Genomic DNA, 14,457 nt, shown 5'->3' on the forward strand with positions numbered 1-14,457 from the left:
GCCAGACAGTTGTCTTCGTGGATCCCCAATCCGAGACGGCCTCACGTCCGTACCCATGACTGCATTGCCCTCGGGTCCGCTGGGAGGAAAGCATCGTGGATCAGCCGGAACCGTCGAAGCGACCGATGGCCGCCTTCTGGCCGGAGCAGGCCGATGGGCGGCACGCCGCGGCCGAGCCGCCGCGGCGTCCGGCCGCGCCTGCGCCGCGCCCGGCCGAGCCCCCGCGGCGTCCGGCCGATCCGGACCTGGCGGGCCGGGTGCGCCTAGCCCGCGGCGGTCTGCTGGTGCTGGCCCTGGCGGTGGTCGTGCTGGTCGGCGCGGTGCTGGCGACGGCGATCGTGCGGGCGAACTCCGAACCGGACACCCCCGTCGCCGCCCCGGTGGCGAGCCCGTGGACCGTTCCGCCCGCGGCGAGTGCGCCGGTGGTGGCCGCCCCCGCGACCACCGCGACCCCGAGCGCGCCGCCGCCCACCAAGCCGGCCGAGAAGGTGGCGACGACGGCGCCGAAACTCCCGGCCGCGGCGAGTTTCGAGGTGGCGGCCTCCGACAGTTCGGTCACCGTCCGCAGCCAGAACCTGGGCGCCGACCTCTACCGCGTCACGCTGGCCGGTGGCGGCGACGCGGTCACCCCGAAGGTCGCCGTCACCGGCACGAGCCACCGACTGACCCTGGCCAAGGACTCGGGGACGACGGCGCCACCGGTCACGATCCTGCTGAACAACCGGGTCGAATGGGGCCTGAAGTTGTCCGCCGGCAACACCGAGACCGCGGCCGACCTCACCGAGAGCAAGCTTTCCTCGCTGGAACTGGCCGGCGGCGCGCATCTCTTCGACCTGAGCCTGCCACCGGCGCGCGGGACCCTGCGGCTGCGCATCACCCACGGCATGAGCCAATTGAAGATCAGGACCAACGGCTTTCCGGTACGGCTGACCCTGCGCGTCGGCGCCGGGACGGTCGTCGTCGACGGGGAGGTCGACGACGATCCCACCCCCGGCAAGGTGCTCACCTCGGACGGCTGGGCCGACGCCACCAACCGGGTCGACGTGGACTCGGTCGAGGGCGTCGGCACGCTCACCGTGAACACCGGCTGAGTTTTGCCGGTCAGCCGCGCGATCGCGGCAGGCAGCACTTCTTGTACTTGATGCCGGAACCGCACCAGCACGCCGCGTTCCGCTCCGGCGGCCAGCTGATCTTCGTGGTGCCGGTCTCCAGCCGGCGCGCGTAGTCCGCCCGGACCTTGGCGTCGGTCGCGTCGCCGGTCAGCCCGTCGACCGAACCGGGGAACACGGCCAGGCCCACCCGGCCGGTCCCGGCCAGCCGGACCAGTTCCCGCTCCAGCCGGGCGCGGTGGTCGTCGAAGTTCCGGTCGTACGACTCGGTCAGGGCCGGCCACTTCGCCAGCAGGCGGTCGAACTCGGCCTGCGGCCAGAACAGCAGGTCGTCGGCGGAGCCGCCGGCGGCGGGAGCGGCCGAGTTGGCCAGCCGGGTCTCCAGCCGCTCGGCCAGGTTGTCGTGCGTGTCGTGCGGCAGGCCGATCAGGTGGCGCAGGCGGTGCCGCTGTTGCAGGAGGAAGAAGAGCTGGCCGGCGTCCTCGGCGTCGGCCGGCTCCGGCTGGTCGCGCTCGGCCAGGGTGGCCTGCACCGCCTCGGTGAGCCACTGCTCGGCGACCCGGTTGCGGCCGCCGACGGCGAGGGCCGCGGTGACGTACGCCGCCGCGTCCGGATAGCGGGTCAGCAGCGGGCGCAGCGGTTCCAGCTCCGCCATCGCGTCGTCGGCGCGGCCCGATCGGAACAGGATCCGGGCGCGCAGCGCGTGGGCGGAGGCGGCCTGGGTGTCGTCGCGTTTCTGGTACGCGTCGACGGCCCGGTCCGCGTACCGGAGGGCGGCATCGAGTTTCGTCCGGCTCTCGGCGATCTCGGCCGCGAGCGTAAGGGCATATCCGGCATCGTCCGGGTCGGCGAGGCCGCCGGAGTCGACGGCCTCGGCGAGCTCGGCCGCGATGCCGAGCGGGTCGGCGGCGCCGAGCGCGGACTGCCGGAGCTGGCTGAGGTCTGCGCTGGTCAAATCGGTTTTTAACGACACGTCGTTACGGTACTGCGGGTCGCGTACCCGGCGCTGTTGATCTGGGTCTCATCGTGAGTGAAGCATTCACGTATGGCGATCTATTTATGAATTTGCCTACGCTGCGGCCATGAGACGCTCTGCACCCAGAACGCTCGTCCTGGCCGTCGTCGTCGTTCTCCTCACGCTGGGGAATGTCGCTGCGGCCGAGGCGACCCTGCCCACGCTCGCGGTCGGCGCGACCACCTCCGCCACCGACACGGTCGGTAGCGGCAACACCTGCGCCGGCTTCCTCGACGAACGCACCCACCTGGGCAACCTCGGCATCCGCCGGGTGTTCGCCTCGGCCGGGCAGCTGCCGCCGGCCGACGCCCTCACCTGTCACAACACGTACGGTGGCGTGCTCTGGTACTCGTTCAAGACGTCCTGCACGCCGACCGCGGTGGCGGCCGGCAGCTGTGACACCGAGATCCAGAACATCGCCACGGCCATGCCGGCCAACAGTTACCTCACCTATTTCCACGAACCCGAGGACGACATGACCGGCGTGCAGTTCGTCGCCGCCTTCCAGCGCGCCTACACGGTCGCGAAGGCCGCCAACGCCACCCTCAACGTCATCCCGATCTACATGTCCTACCAGTGGCGCACCGGCTCGACCCGGGTCACCAACAACGGCACCGGCGGCGACTACGAGATCCAGGACTGGATCGTCCCGGCCGCCTACGCCGACGCGTACGGGCTGGACCTCTACTGGCAGGCCAGCACCCGGGGCAGCGAGCCGGACGACCCGTACAGCATCGGCTCCGACCCCCGGATGATCCGCTGGTACAACTCCTTCGCCGGGCTCGGCAAGCCGCTCACCCTGCCGGAGTGGGGCATCGACGACGACCAGGGCACGCGGGCTTCCCGAGGCCCGGCCATCCGCGCCTCCCGGACGTGGCTGACCAGCCACAACTTCCGGATCGTGTCCTACTGGCAGCTGGACAACTGGTACCTCGGCGCCACCACCTTCCCGGCCGGTGGCTACGCCGATCCGGACGGCGTCGCCGCTTACCAGGAACTGGTCGCCGCAGCCACGCCGTGAGAACCGCGATATGACTCGTTCGTGATCCCCGGGCATTTATCCCCATCACTACGCTGCTCTCAACAGCAGCGCGGCGGGTGGAGGTCACTGATGACGCGGAGAACGATTCAGCGCCTGGCGGCGATCGGCGGCATCGTCGGGATGGTGGTCGCGGCGAGTGGTACCGCCGCGTACGCAGCGCCGGACGGCCTCACCGTGGTGGCCGTCCGGCACTCGTTGCTCGGTACGCACACCTGGTACCAGCAGACCTATCGGGGCGTGCCGGTCCTCGGCGGCTATTACGCCACCCACACCGACACCCGGACCGGCGCGACCTCGATCCAGGACGGCCGTTTCGCGATCAAGGGCACGCCGGCCGGCAGCGCAGCCTTCGCCCGCAACCGGGCCGAGTCCGCGGTCACCGGCCGCCTCGCCGGTTCGCTGCTGCGGTCGGCGGCGGTCATCGTGCCCGGCGACACCGCCAAGCTCGGCTGGCTGGTGCTCACCGACACCCGGCGCGGCACCGTGCAGACCGTGGTCGACGCGTCCAGCGGCACCATGCTGACCGAGAAGAACACGATCAAGGAGGTCACCGGGTCCGGCCAGGTCTTCAACCCCAACCCGGTGGTGACCCTGCAGAACGAGAGCCTGACCGACAGCGGCAACGCCAACTCGGCAGTTTTGGCCTCGGCCTACCGGACTGTCTCGCTCACCCAGCTGAACAGCGGCGTGACCACGCTCAAGGGTGCCTACGCCAGCAACGCGAGCAGCAGTGCCGTCACCTCGAGCAGCCGCACCTACACCTACAACCGGTCGCAGGCCGGCTTCGAGCAGGTCATGGGCTACTTCCACATCACCACCGCGCAGGAGTACATCCAGAGTCTCGGGTTCACCGACGTCAACAACTCGGCGCAGAGCTACAGGACGACCGGGTACACCGACGACAACTCCTACTACGACCCGTCGACCGACCGCATCACGTTCGGCACCGGTGGCGTGGACGACGCCGAGGACGCCGAGATCATCTGGCACGAGTACGGCCACGCCATCCAGGACGCCCAGGTGCCCGGCTTCGGCTCGTCCAGCCAGTCCGGCGCGATCGGCGAGGGCTTCGGCGACTACTGGGCGTACACCATGTCGTCGGCGGTCAGCACGAACACCGGCACCGTCCCACTGGCCTGCATCGGCGACTGGGACGCGGTGTCCTACACCAGCACGACGCCGCACTGCCTGCGCCGGGTCGACGGCACCAAGGTCTATCCCGGTGACTTCGAGAACGAGGTGCACGCCGACGGCGAGATGTGGTCGCGGGCCCTCTACGACATCAGCACCGCCCTGGGCCGGACCAACGCCAACACGGTCATCCTCGAGGCTCAGTTCAACTTCACCGCCGGCACGACCTTCGCGGCCGCCGCGAACTCGACCGTCAGCGCGGCGCAGAGCCTCTACGGCAGCACCGCCGCCGCCTCGGTGAAGGCCGCCTTCCAGGCCCGCGGCTTCATCTGACCGGACCGGCTCCGGCGGTCGGCGGTCCGGTTGTCCGGGCCGCCGATCGACGCCGGTGCCGTCAGGCGTCGAGCTCCTGTTGGCGCTGGTACTCCTCGTTCTGCCGGAGGGCTTCCTCGAGTTGGTCCTCGAGGATGATGATCCGGCAGGCGGCTTCCAGCGCGGTGCCCTGGTCGACCATCTCCCGGGCGCGCGCGGCGAGCCGCAACTGGTAGCGGGAGTAACGGCGGTGTCCGCCGGTCGACCGGAGCGGGGTGATCAGCTTCGCGTCGCCGAGCCGGCGGAGGAAGTCCTGCGAGGTGCCGGTGATCTCCGCGGCACGGCCCATCGTGTATGCGGGGTAGTCGTCGTCGCCGAACATATCGTCAGATTGGGCCATATATCCCTCTCCATGAACGAGGGCCCCGGTGCGGAAGCACCGGGGCCCAGGGTTTACGGGTATAAACACCATCTACCGACAGGTTCGTCGGCTTGTCTTTTCCGCACCTACCGCCGTTGGCGGTGTGAGGTGCGAGGATCGCATAAGCGTGACCGGAGACCACCTTTCGTTCGATGGATACTGCGGTGTCCGCCCCGAAGTGGAAATGCGCCCCAGCGGCGGGCGATCCAACGGTGTTCTGCCCTCCCTTTCCTCTGCTTTCAACATCCTGATGCTGTCGTGCTGTTCGTCGGTGTCGAAGCCCCACGCGACTTCATGGCCTCACACACGTGCAACGAACCCGCCCTGACCTGGAATTACGTCAAGGTCTTGTCTTGCTCACTGCTTGTTGCTCACTGCGTCTTGCTCATTGCCTGACCGAGCGAGCCACGAAATGGTCCGGGCCCTGCTTGACGCTCAGTCTCTGGTTCGTCGGCGTCTTCACCAGATCTTTTCTTTCAACACGAGGAACACTAGCGGGCCCTGCCGAGAAAGTCTAGTTATTCCGTCATAGATTTTCTCGATGACCGGACGAGGTTGGCCGGTCGCGGAGGGTCACGCCGGAAAGGCCGCCGTCGCCCACGCGGCCAGCTCGGTCCTCGCCGCGGCCAGCACAGCGGCCGTCGGGGCCATCGCGTCGCTGATCAGGGCGTAGTGCACGACGCCGGACGCGCCCGCGCCGGAGAGCGACAGCGTCCGGCCGTCCGCCGCGATCGTGTAGGCGACGTCCGAGGCGACCGTGTTGCGGAAGCCGGCCGGGAGCTTCACCTCGGTCGCGGCGCCGTCGCCGCCGGAGCGCCAGACGAGTACGGCGTACCGGCTGTTGTTCACCGTCGTGCGCGCGTTCGGCAGGCTCGCCGGGACCGGGATCCAGGCCATCGCGCTGCTGCCGTCCCGGGATCGGTCCTCGTAGACGAAGGCCAGGGTCCGCCCGGCCACCGCGGACGGGTAGATCCGGTCCAGCAGCCGGGCGTCCTGCCGCAGGTACGCCGTACCGTTGCCGTCCAGAGCCACCGCGGAGAAGTCCTCGTCGTTCCAGGCGTCGCCGGCGGTCTTGATCTTGTCGGGGTTGTCGTTCATCAGCTCGTGGTGCCGGCCGCTGTTGGTGTCCCACTGCCACTGCATGCCGGAGAGCGCCGGCCCGGAGCCGGCCACGCTGTCCCACCACTGCGCGCCGGTCAGCCGCGAGTCCAACCCCTGGTACATCGCCTTGTCCACGCTCGGTGCCTTGTCCGAGGTGTAGCCGGTGAGCGGGTGGCCGAACTCGGAGACGATCGCCGGCGTGGACAGCGCCGTCGAGCGGTCCCGGATCTTCGCGAAGTCGGCGCTCTCCCGCCCGTCGGTGGCCTTGCCCCACATCAGCACGCCGGAGATGGCGGCCTGGTCGTAGAAGTGGCTGTTGAACACGTAGCGCGGCCCGATCGCCCCGGCGTCCAGGAAACCGCCGGCCTGGTAGGAGACGTTGCCGTTCCAGAACGGGTTCGGCTCGACGAAGGCCGGCCGGTCGGCCCAGCCCGCGCTGTCCATCATGGCCCGGAACGACTGGTAGAACGGCCACAGCACGTCCCGTTCCCAGGTACGGCTGTTCTGTCCGCTGTCGTATTTACCGGCGTACGGCTCGTTCCACGGGTCGACGCCGAGCACGTGCGCGAACCGGCTGTCGCCGAGGTTGGCCTTGAGGTAGCGGAGAACCTGCTCGGCCTGCCACAGGAAATCCGTACGGTTGCGCCAGAAATCGTAGGTGGCCTGCTGCACCGCGGCGTTCTGGGTGATGTTCTGCCCCCAGGTGACGCAGATGCCGCAGCTCTCCTGGGGGTAGTTGCCGGCCTGCACCCACCACTTGGGCGCGCCGTTGCCGGTGTACCAACTGCCGGAGTTGAACAGGTACCGCGAGAACAGGTCCTGGTGGAAGTCGAAGAGCACCGCGAAGCCGGCGTCCGCGAAGGCGCCGGCCTGCTCGGTGATCTTGCCGAGGTAGGCGGTGTCGATGACGCCCGGGGCCGGCTGGGCCGCCTCCCAGGAGAGCAGGAACCGTACGGCGTTGGCGTTCGTGAGGTTGCGCATGGCCAGCGCCGAGGTGCGGGCGGCGGCCGCGTCGGCGAACGGGAGCCGGCCCTTCTCGGCCAGCTTCACCTCACCGGAGACGTTGAACCCGCGCAGCACGACCTCCCGGCCGTGACCGTCGACGAAGCGGGTGCCGGCCACGGTGACCAGCGGCGCACTCGCCGCGTGGGCCGGGACGGCCGGGCCGATTACCGAGAGGATTGCGGCGAGGAGGACGAGAAGTCGTGTGCGCATGGCGTCTCCCGTTGAGCGAGCGGGAAAGCGGAGGCGGACTTAAGCGAAAATTAATCATGTTAACTTCCGCGACACAATGACTTCTGTCTATTTGGACATGCCGACTTTTCGGCTCAGGTGCGGCAGCGGTCCGCGGAGTACAGGTGGCTGTCCGGGAACTGGGCGGCGGTCAGGGCCGGGCCGATGACGATCACCGCGGTGCGGCGGATGCCGGCCTCCTTCACCAGGGCGGCGATCTCACCCAGGGGCGCCCGGAGGATCTGCTCGTCGGGGCGGCTCGCCCGGGCCACCACCGCCACCGGGCAGTCCGGGCCGTAGGCCGGGAGCAGGTCGGCCACCACCGCGTCGATCCGCTGGACCGCCAGGTGCAGGACCATCGTCGAGCGGCTGGCGGCCAGCGCGGGCAGGTCCTCGCCCTCGGGCATCGCGGTCGCCCGCTCGGCGGTGCGGGTCAGGATCACCGTCTGGGCCACGCCGGGCACGGTCAGCTCGCGGCCCAGCGAGGCCGCGGCGGCGGCGAACGCGGGCACGCCGGGAGTTACGTCGTAGGGCACGCCGGCGGTGTCCAGCCGGCGCATCTGCTCGGCGATCGCGCTGAACACCGACGGGTCGCCCGAGTGCAGACGGGCCACGTCGTGGCCGGCCGCGTCGGCCGCCACCAGCTCGGCGATGATCTCGTCCAGGGACAGCGACGACGTGTCGACCTTCCGGGCGTCCGGTGGGCAGATCTCCAGGAGCTCCTCCGGGACCAGGCTGCCCGCGTACAGGCAGACCGGCGACGCGGCGACCAGCCGCTGGCCGCGCACGGTGATCAGGTCGGCGGCGCCGGGGCCGGCACCGATGAAATGGACCGTCACGGGGTCACCGACCAGATCGTCACCGGCATCATCGTTCTCCATCCCGTGAAACCGCCGACCGGGGAACCCCGGCTGACCGACAGGCGGACCAGCTCACCGCCCAGCTTCGCGTACGCCGCCGCCACCGCGGCCTCCGACTCGACCGTGACCGCGTTCGCCACCAGGCGGCCGCCCGGGCGCAGCGCCGCCAGGCAGGCGTCCAGCACCCCGTCGCGGGTCAGGCCGCCGCCGATGAAGATCGTGTCCGGCGTGGGCAGGCCGGTCAGCGCGGCCGGGGCGCGACCCTCGACCACTCGCAGCGCCGGAACACCCAGCGTGCGGGCGTTCGCGCGGATGGTCGCGCAGCGTGCCGGGTCGGGCTCGATCGTGATCGCGCGGCAGGCCGGGTGGCTGCGCATCCACTCGATGCCGATGCTGCCCGAGCCGCCGCCGACGTCCCAGAGCAGGGCGCCGGGAGCCGGCGCCAGCATCGCCAGGGTCACGGCGCGGACCTCACGCTTGGTGAGTTGACCGTCCGACTCGTACGCGTCGTCGGGCAGTCCCGGCACCACCGGGACGGCCGGGCCGTCGCCGCAGTCGACGGCGATCACGTTGAGCGGGTCGACCTGGGCCGACCATCCGGCGGCGGTGCCGTCGACCCGGCGCTCGCCGGGACCGCCCAGTTGTTCCAGCACGGACAGCCCGGCCGCGCCGAAACCGGCCGCCGTCAGCACAGCCGCGACCTGGGCGGGGGTGCCGGCGTCACGGGCCAGGACCAGGATCCGGCGGCCCGGGTTGATCAATCGCCGCAGCGCGGCCGGGTCGGCGGTGACCAGGCTGAGCACGTCGGTGTCGGCCAGCGGCCACCCCATCCGGGCGGCGGCCAGGGACGCCGCCGACGGGTGCGGATCGATGCGTACGCCCTCCGGGCCGAGCAGACGCACCAGCGTCGCACCGATGCCGTGGAACATCGGGTCGCCGCTGGCCAGAACGCAGATCCGGCGTCCGCGATGCTCGTCGAGCAGGCCGGGCAGCGCCGGGAGCAGCGGCGACGGCCACGGGATCCGCTCGCCGACGACGTCGGCCGGGAGCAGGTCGAGCTGGCGGCAACTGCCGAAGATCACTTCCGCCTCGGCGACCGTGCTCCGACCCGTACGGCCAAGGTCTGACCATCCGCCGGCGCCGATGCCGACCACCGTGACCAGGTCGGGGTTGTCGGCACGCATGGCGTGACGTTATCGCGCGCCGCGGCGCTGAGATTTTCTGCCTCCGGTTGAGCGATGGTCACCTCAACTGCGTATCTCAACCAGACGGCTCCCCGAGACCGGGTCGTCACGCCGCCCGCAGGGGGTGGACGGCGCCGAAGGACGACTTGCCGGACGGGTGAGGACGATGGCGCAAAGACCGCCGATGTTCCAGACCTCTCGAGATCAGGGTTACTCCTCGGGGGAGGAGGACGCGCAGTTCTTCGCGGACCTGCGGGCCGCGCCCGACGACGATGACACGTGGGGTAATTCGGCCTCGACCTCGTCCTCGTCCCGTTACGACGACTCGCCTTCGCCCCGCTACGACGACTCGGCGGACCCGCGTTACTCGACCGGAACGCGGTTGTCGGACCCGCGTATGCCGGCCGAACGCACGCCCGTCGACCCGTGGGCCGACGATGACCGGGAAGACCGGCGGCCGCCGCAGACCTGGGACAGCTACATCGCGGACAGCGACGTCGACGACCCCTACCGGCGCAGCGACATCCTGGTCGAGTCGCACACCGACCCGACCGGCTGGAAAGCCTCCGGGCCGGCCCAGCCGCCCATCCCCGACGACCGGCCCCCGGCCGAAGCCGTCAGTGGAAATCGGCTGCTCACCATCCTGCTGTTTTTCTCCGGGCTGGCCACCAGCGTCTCGCTGTGGCTGTTCGACACGCAGGCCGGCGCGATCAACGACACCGCCACCGCGATGCTCGCGGCCGGGCGGATCACCGGCCTGATCGGCGGCTACCTGCTCTTCATCCAGCTGCTCATGATGAGCCGGGTCTCCTGGCTGGAGGAATGGGTGGGGGCCCGCGACCTGCTGCGCTGGCACCGCTGGCTGGGCACGTCGCTGGTGATGTTCGTGCTCGCGCACATCGTCTTCATCGTCTATGGGTACGCGCTCACCGCCGACACCGGCGTGGTCGACCAGGGCTGGTCGATCATCACCACCTTCCCGGACATGCTGAAGGCTGTTTCCGCGACCGTGATCCTCGTCGTGATCAGCCTGATCTCGATCCGCGGCGCCCGGGCCAGGCTGCCCTACGAGCTGTGGCACCTGATCCACCTCACCGGCTACCTGGTCCTGCTGCTCGGCTACGGCCACCAGGTCGCCACCGGTGCCGACCTGAGCGGCAAGTTCGCCTCCGTGTTCTGGCCCGGCCTCACCGCCCTGGTCATCTCGGCCCTGGTCTGGGGACGGCTGATCGAGCCGCTCTGGCTCAACGTGCGGCACCGCTTCGAGGTCGCCGAGGTCGTCGCGGAGGGCGCCAACACGTTCTCCATCTACATCGACGGCAAGAAGCTGGAGAAGCTGCCCGCGCAGGCCGGCCAGTTCATGCGGTGGCGGTTCCTGACCCGCAACGGCTGGTGGCAGTCGCACCCCTTCTCGCTGTCCGCCGCCCCGAACCGGGAGTGGCTGCGACTCACCGTCACCGCCGTCGGCGGACACACCTCCCGGCTGGGCATGATGCAACCGGGCACGCCGGTGTGGGCGGAGGGGCCGTTCGGCACGTTCACCGCCCAACGGCGTACGCGTCGCCGTGCTCTTCTGATCGCCGGCGGCAGCGGCATCGCGCCCATTCGGGCCCTGCTCGAGGACATGCCGCCGGACACGATCGTGATCTACCGGGCGTCCCGGCCCGACGAACTGGTCTTCCGGGGCGAGCTCGAGGAACTCGCCGAACGGCGGGACGCGTGGGTGCGGTACATCGTGGGGTCGCGCAACGACCCCGGGCCGCGCCGGCTGTTCAGCCCCGACGGGCTGCTCGGCCTGGTGCCGGACGTGAGCCGGCGCGATGTCTACCTGTGCGGGCCGCCCGGGCTCGTCGAGGCGGCGGTTGCGACGCTGCGCGAGCTCGACGTGCCGGATTCGCAGCTGCACCTGGACCCGTTCGAGTTTTAGCTCTCTCGTCTTTGGAAGGGATTCGCGATGCGACGCAGTACCGCCGCCGCTGTCGGCACCCTCACCGGCGCCGCCCTGATCGTCGGGGTGCGCCTGAGCGTGCAGCCGCCAGCGCCTCCGGCCGCCGCATCGTCGTCGGTCGACCTGGTCGGCGACACCCCGACGGATTCGTCGTCCAAGGCCGCCGGCTCCTCTTCGAAGAAGCCCGCCGCCTCGTCCTCCTCCAAAGCCGCCGCTTCCGAGGAAAAGGCGAAGAACGGCCTGAAAGATGGTGTCTTCAAGGGCAAGGGCTCCACCAACCCCTACGGCACCATCCAGGTCTCCATCAAGATCGCCGACGGCAAGATCACGGCGGCCGACGCCACCTACCCCACCACCGGCAACAGCGCCACGATCAACCCCGGCGCCGTCGCGAAGCTCAAGCAGGAAACCCTGCAGAAGCAGAGCGCCGACGTGGCCGCCGTGTCCGGAGCCACCTACACCAGCCAGTCGTACCAGGAGTCGCTGCAAGCAGCGTTGGACTCCGCCAAGGCGTAGGGTCACGGTTCGTGCGCCACGTCGAGCAGGTGATGGGTACGGCCGTCAGCATCGAACTGGCCGACGACCGCCCTGATCCGGAGCTCCGCGCACTGATCGACGACGTGTGCGGATGGCTGCACGAGGTGGACGCACGGTTCTCCACCTACAAGGACGACAGCGAGGTCAGCCGCATGCGCCGCGGCGAGCTGACCGCCGCGTCCTGCTCCGACGACCTCCGGCAGGTGCTGGCCGCCTGCGCAGACCTGTGGCGAGACACCGACGGCTACTTCGACGCGTACGCCGCCGGCCCGCTCGACCCCTCCGGCTACGTGAAAGGCTGGTCGGTAGAGGTCGCCTCCGACCGTCTGCTGGCCGCCGGCTCGGCCAACCACTACATCAATGCGGGCGGCGACATCCGGATGCGCGGCCTGCACCCCGAGGGCGGCCCATGGCGGGTCGGCATCCGCCACCCGTGGGAGGCCGACAAGCTCAGCTGGGTGCTGGCCCTCACCGACGGCGCGGTAGCCACCTCCGGCACCTATGAGCGCGGCAACCACGTGCTCAACCCCCGCACCGGCACCCCGGCGCGAGGCCTGCGCTCGGTCACGGTCGTCGGCCCCAGCCTGGCACTGGCCGACGCCTATGCCACGGCGGCCCTGGCCATGGGCGAGCCCGGCCTGACCTGGCTCGCCAAGCTGGCCACCGACGGTTACGACTCGGCGGTCGTGACCGACGACGGCCGCGCTTTCAGCTCCGCGAACCTCCCCGCCGCGGTGTAGCTAGCTGGCCTCGATCCTCTGCGCGGCGCGGGTGCTCTGCGCGGCGCGGTTGCTCTGCGCGGCGCGGTTGTTTGCGCGCCTGCAGGCGTCAGAAGTCGGCGAACAGGTAGGGCATCTGGCGGGGGAACATTGCGGTCAGCGCCGGGATCGCATCGGGGGAGACCTCGCCCAGGCCGCGGGTGAAGACCTCCACCGGGTCGAGAACGCCGTAGGCGAGCGCGCTGAAGCCGGCCGCGGTCAGCGTGGCCGCCGGCGTCGCCGTGCCCTTGTCGACGCCGAGAGTGCCGTCGGTGGCCGACAGCTGCCAGACACCGCCGATGTGCTCGTCGTCGACGATCTCGAGCGTGACCTCGCCCGGCCCGGCCTGAGAACCGGACAACGCCGCCATGTCGAGCACCCGGACCATCGGGGCGTTGTCGCCCGGATTGTCGACCTTGCCGGTGGTGGTCACCTCGAAGTCGAGACCCCAGAGCTCCGGCACGTCGTCGACGCTGAGCCGCGCGCTGACCCGGGCCACCTGGTCGACGTGCCGCGCGAAGAACTGCAGCAGAAGCGCCCGGCCGAGCGGCCCGGTGCAGAGCAGGTCGGAGCCGACCAGCTCGCCGCCGTGCTGATCGATCCGGTAGCGCACCACGCCCAGGACCTCGCCGGCCTCGCCGCGAGCCACCGCCACCCACAACTTGTCGTCCCGGAACTCGGCCGACCGCACCTCGTCGTAGACCGCGAACCCGTGCCGGCTCGTGACCAGGCGCCGGGTCAGCTCGTCGTACGCCCCGAAGCCCTCGTGCATCGACAGGCGCTCCACCTCGCCCGGAAGCTCGGCCCGCAGCAGGTGAGCGAGCCCCTCCGGGGCGAAGGTCGCCGTGCGGTGGCGGGGAATGCCCACGAAGCCGAACTTGGCGTAGAAGCTCGGCCGGAACGGGTAGAGCGCGCTCACGGCGCACCCCTCGTCACGCATCTGCCGGAGCAGCCGCTGCATCAGCTCCCTCACCAGCCCTCGCCGGCGAGCTGCCGGGTGCGTGGACACGGAGGCGACCCCAGCCATGTCGTGGACGAGACCACGCACGTTCTGCCGCATGCGGAGGGCGGCCACGCCGGCCAGCGTCTGCCCGTCCTCTTCGGCGATCAGATTTACCGTGGTCTCGTGGAAGCGCATCCGTTTCCGATAGGTCTCCTCATCCGCCGGCGACCACGGCGACGGCATGAACGCGTAGCTCTGCAGCGGAAACATCGTCGTGGTGCGCTCAGCCGCACTGATCTGCCGGAAGTCCATGGACTCATCCAACACCGGGCGGCCGGGCGGATGCGCGTCAGTTTTCCGAGCTGTGGATAACCCGGTTTCCGAGCTGTGGATAACCCGGGGGATCGCAGCTCACGACGCGCCGGGGGACCCCGGTTTGGCAAGCGGACGGCCAGCAGGATAAGGTTTCATCCGTCGCCAGGGAGCGCAAGCGCCCCGGAGAGACAAGCGGACGTAGCGCAGCTGGTAGCGCATCACCTTGCCAAGGTGAGGGTCGCGGGTTCGAATCCCGTCGTCCGCTCGGAGCGGGCTTGCACAGGTCTAGTGCGGGGCCAACTCGGTGGAGTGGCCGAGAGGCGAGGCAACGGCCTGCAAAGCCGTGTACACGGGTTCAAATCCCGTCTCCACCTCGGCGAAAGCCAAGGGCGATTGGCGCAGCGGGAGCGCGCTTCCTTGACACGGAAGAGGTCACTGGTTCGATCCCAGTATCGCCCACAGGTTATATTTGCAGGTCAAGTAGCCCGTTGCCGATCAATCGGTAACGGGTTTCTGCTGTTCTGGTCGTTACAGTGGGAGCATTTTGG

12 protein-coding genes and 3 tRNA genes are annotated in these 14,457 nt (G+C 70.0%); 9 read left to right on the forward strand and 6 right to left on the reverse strand.

The genetic code is table 11. The annotated features are described in order from the left end of the window. Nucleotides 1-95 precede the first annotated feature (95 nt). The gene (locus Ato02nite_RS29895) at nucleotides 96-1,091 is read left to right on the forward strand and encodes a hypothetical protein (protein ID WP_213009989.1); all 996 of its coding nucleotides are present in this window, start codon (nucleotides 96-98) and stop codon (nucleotides 1,089-1,091) included. 10 nt (nucleotides 1,092-1,101) lie between these two features. Here Ato02nite_RS29895 and Ato02nite_RS29900 read toward each other — a convergent pair whose 3' ends face one another. Then, a complete protein-coding gene (locus Ato02nite_RS29900; RefSeq protein WP_213009990.1) occupies nucleotides 1,102-2,082 on the reverse strand; it encodes an SEC-C domain-containing protein in 981 nt (326 codons plus the stop codon). 109 nt (nucleotides 2,083-2,191) lie between these two features. On the opposite strand from Ato02nite_RS29900, the gene Ato02nite_RS29905 reads away from it, so the two are divergent. After that, nucleotides 2,192-3,145 carry a glycoside hydrolase family 26 protein gene (locus tag Ato02nite_RS29905; protein WP_213009991.1) on the forward strand — a complete coding sequence of 318 codons (954 nt, stop codon included), beginning with the start codon at nucleotides 2,192-2,194 and terminating at the stop codon, nucleotides 3,143-3,145. A 90-nt stretch (nucleotides 3,146-3,235) separates the two neighbouring features. Further along, entirely contained in the window at nucleotides 3,236-4,630 is a 1,395-nt protein-coding gene (locus tag Ato02nite_RS29910) for a M4 family metallopeptidase (RefSeq protein WP_213009992.1), read from the forward strand. Nucleotides 4,631-4,691: 61 nt separating this feature from the next. Here Ato02nite_RS29910 and Ato02nite_RS29915 read toward each other — a convergent pair whose 3' ends face one another. The 4 genes from Ato02nite_RS29915 to cbiE form a co-directional block, all read right to left on the reverse strand. Next, complete coding sequence (locus Ato02nite_RS29915; RefSeq protein WP_213009993.1) at nucleotides 4,692-5,009, reverse strand: helix-turn-helix domain-containing protein; 318 nt, start codon at nucleotides 5,007-5,009, stop codon at nucleotides 4,692-4,694. Between the two features lie 594 nt (nucleotides 5,010-5,603). Then, the gene (locus tag Ato02nite_RS29920) at nucleotides 5,604-7,346 is read right to left on the reverse strand and encodes a glycoside hydrolase family 5 protein (RefSeq protein ID WP_213009994.1); all 1,743 of its coding nucleotides are present in this window, start codon (nucleotides 7,344-7,346) and stop codon (nucleotides 5,604-5,606) included. 113 nt (nucleotides 7,347-7,459) lie between these two features. After that, nucleotides 7,460-8,245, reverse strand: a complete 786-nt coding sequence (gene cobM, locus Ato02nite_RS29925) for a precorrin-4 C(11)-methyltransferase (protein WP_246607557.1) — start codon at nucleotides 8,243-8,245, stop codon at nucleotides 7,460-7,462. Further along, a complete protein-coding gene (gene cbiE, locus Ato02nite_RS29930; protein ID WP_213009995.1) occupies nucleotides 8,200-9,408 on the reverse strand; it encodes a precorrin-6y C5,15-methyltransferase (decarboxylating) subunit CbiE in 1,209 nt (402 codons plus the stop codon). The genes cobM and cbiE overlap by 46 nt, the downstream gene beginning before the upstream one ends. A 184-nt stretch (nucleotides 9,409-9,592) precedes the next feature. Here cbiE and Ato02nite_RS29935 point away from each other — a divergent pair, with 184 nt between their 5' ends. Genes Ato02nite_RS29935 through Ato02nite_RS29945 form a run of 3 tightly spaced genes read left to right on the forward strand, consistent with a single transcriptional unit; the run spans nucleotide 9,593 to nucleotide 12,633 of the window. Continuing rightward, nucleotides 9,593-11,335 carry a ferredoxin reductase family protein gene (locus tag Ato02nite_RS29935; RefSeq protein WP_246607559.1) on the forward strand — a complete coding sequence of 581 codons (1,743 nt, stop codon included), beginning with the start codon at nucleotides 9,593-9,595 and terminating at the stop codon, nucleotides 11,333-11,335. A 27-nt stretch (nucleotides 11,336-11,362) separates the two neighbouring features. Further along, on the forward strand, nucleotides 11,363-11,872 hold the full coding sequence (locus tag Ato02nite_RS29940; RefSeq protein ID WP_213009996.1) for an FMN-binding protein: 510 nt from the start codon (nucleotides 11,363-11,365) through the stop codon (nucleotides 11,870-11,872). A 32-nt stretch (nucleotides 11,873-11,904) separates the two neighbouring features. Next, on the forward strand, nucleotides 11,905-12,633 hold the full coding sequence (locus Ato02nite_RS29945) for an FAD:protein FMN transferase (RefSeq protein ID WP_213010029.1): 729 nt from the start codon (nucleotides 11,905-11,907) through the stop codon (nucleotides 12,631-12,633). 88 nt (nucleotides 12,634-12,721) lie between these two features. On the opposite strand, the gene Ato02nite_RS29950 is transcribed toward Ato02nite_RS29945, so the two are convergent. After that, a complete protein-coding gene (locus Ato02nite_RS29950) occupies nucleotides 12,722-13,906 on the reverse strand; it encodes a GNAT family N-acetyltransferase (protein ID WP_213009997.1) in 1,185 nt (394 codons plus the stop codon). 195 nt (nucleotides 13,907-14,101) lie between these two features. Between Ato02nite_RS29950 and Ato02nite_RS29955 the strand changes: the two genes are divergently transcribed. The 3 genes from Ato02nite_RS29955 (at nucleotide 14,102) to Ato02nite_RS29965 (ending at nucleotide 14,368) form a co-directional block, all read left to right on the forward strand. Beyond that, nucleotides 14,102-14,174 (forward strand) — tRNA-Gly (locus Ato02nite_RS29955). Between the two features lie 38 nt (nucleotides 14,175-14,212). Next, nucleotides 14,213-14,283: transfer RNA gene (locus Ato02nite_RS29960), tRNA-Cys, on the forward strand. A 13-nt stretch (nucleotides 14,284-14,296) separates the two neighbouring features. Then, nucleotides 14,297-14,368: transfer RNA gene (locus Ato02nite_RS29965), tRNA-Val, on the forward strand. The last annotated feature ends 89 nt before the right edge of the window (nucleotides 14,369-14,457 follow it).

The organism is Paractinoplanes toevensis (genome assembly GCF_018332695.1).
Taxonomy (GTDB): domain Bacteria; phylum Actinomycetota; class Actinomycetes; order Mycobacteriales; family Micromonosporaceae; genus Actinoplanes; species Actinoplanes toevensis.

What these genes read in the sequence shown, in the direction of transcription:
- Ato02nite_RS29945 (WP_213010029.1), top strand. Translation starts at nt 11,905, where the DNA reads ATGGGTACGGCCGTCAGCATCGAACTGGCCGACGACCGCCCTGATCCG.
- Ato02nite_RS29940 (WP_213009996.1), top strand. Translation starts at nt 11,363, where the DNA reads ATGCGACGCAGTACCGCCGCCGCTGTCGGCACCCTCACCGGCGCCGCC.
- Ato02nite_RS29910 (WP_213009992.1), top strand. Translation starts at nt 3,236, where the DNA reads ATGACGCGGAGAACGATTCAGCGCCTGGCGGCGATCGGCGGCATCGTC.
- cbiE (WP_213009995.1), bottom strand. Translation starts at nt 9,408, where the DNA reads ATGCGTGCCGACAACCCCGACCTGGTCACGGTGGTCGGCATCGGCGCC.
- Ato02nite_RS29905 (WP_213009991.1), top strand. Translation starts at nt 2,192, where the DNA reads ATGAGACGCTCTGCACCCAGAACGCTCGTCCTGGCCGTCGTCGTCGTT.
- Ato02nite_RS29915 (WP_213009993.1), bottom strand. Translation starts at nt 5,009, where the DNA reads ATGGCCCAATCTGACGATATGTTCGGCGACGACGACTACCCCGCATAC.
- Ato02nite_RS29920 (WP_213009994.1), bottom strand. Translation starts at nt 7,346, where the DNA reads ATGCGCACACGACTTCTCGTCCTCCTCGCCGCAATCCTCTCGGTAATC.
- Ato02nite_RS29950 (WP_213009997.1), bottom strand. Translation starts at nt 13,906, where the DNA reads ATGGACTTCCGGCAGATCAGTGCGGCTGAGCGCACCACGACGATGTTT.
- Ato02nite_RS29935 (WP_246607559.1), top strand. Translation starts at nt 9,593, where the DNA reads ATGTTCCAGACCTCTCGAGATCAGGGTTACTCCTCGGGGGAGGAGGAC.
- cobM (WP_246607557.1), bottom strand. Translation starts at nt 8,245, where the DNA reads ATGGAGAACGATGATGCCGGTGACGATCTGGTCGGTGACCCCGTGACG.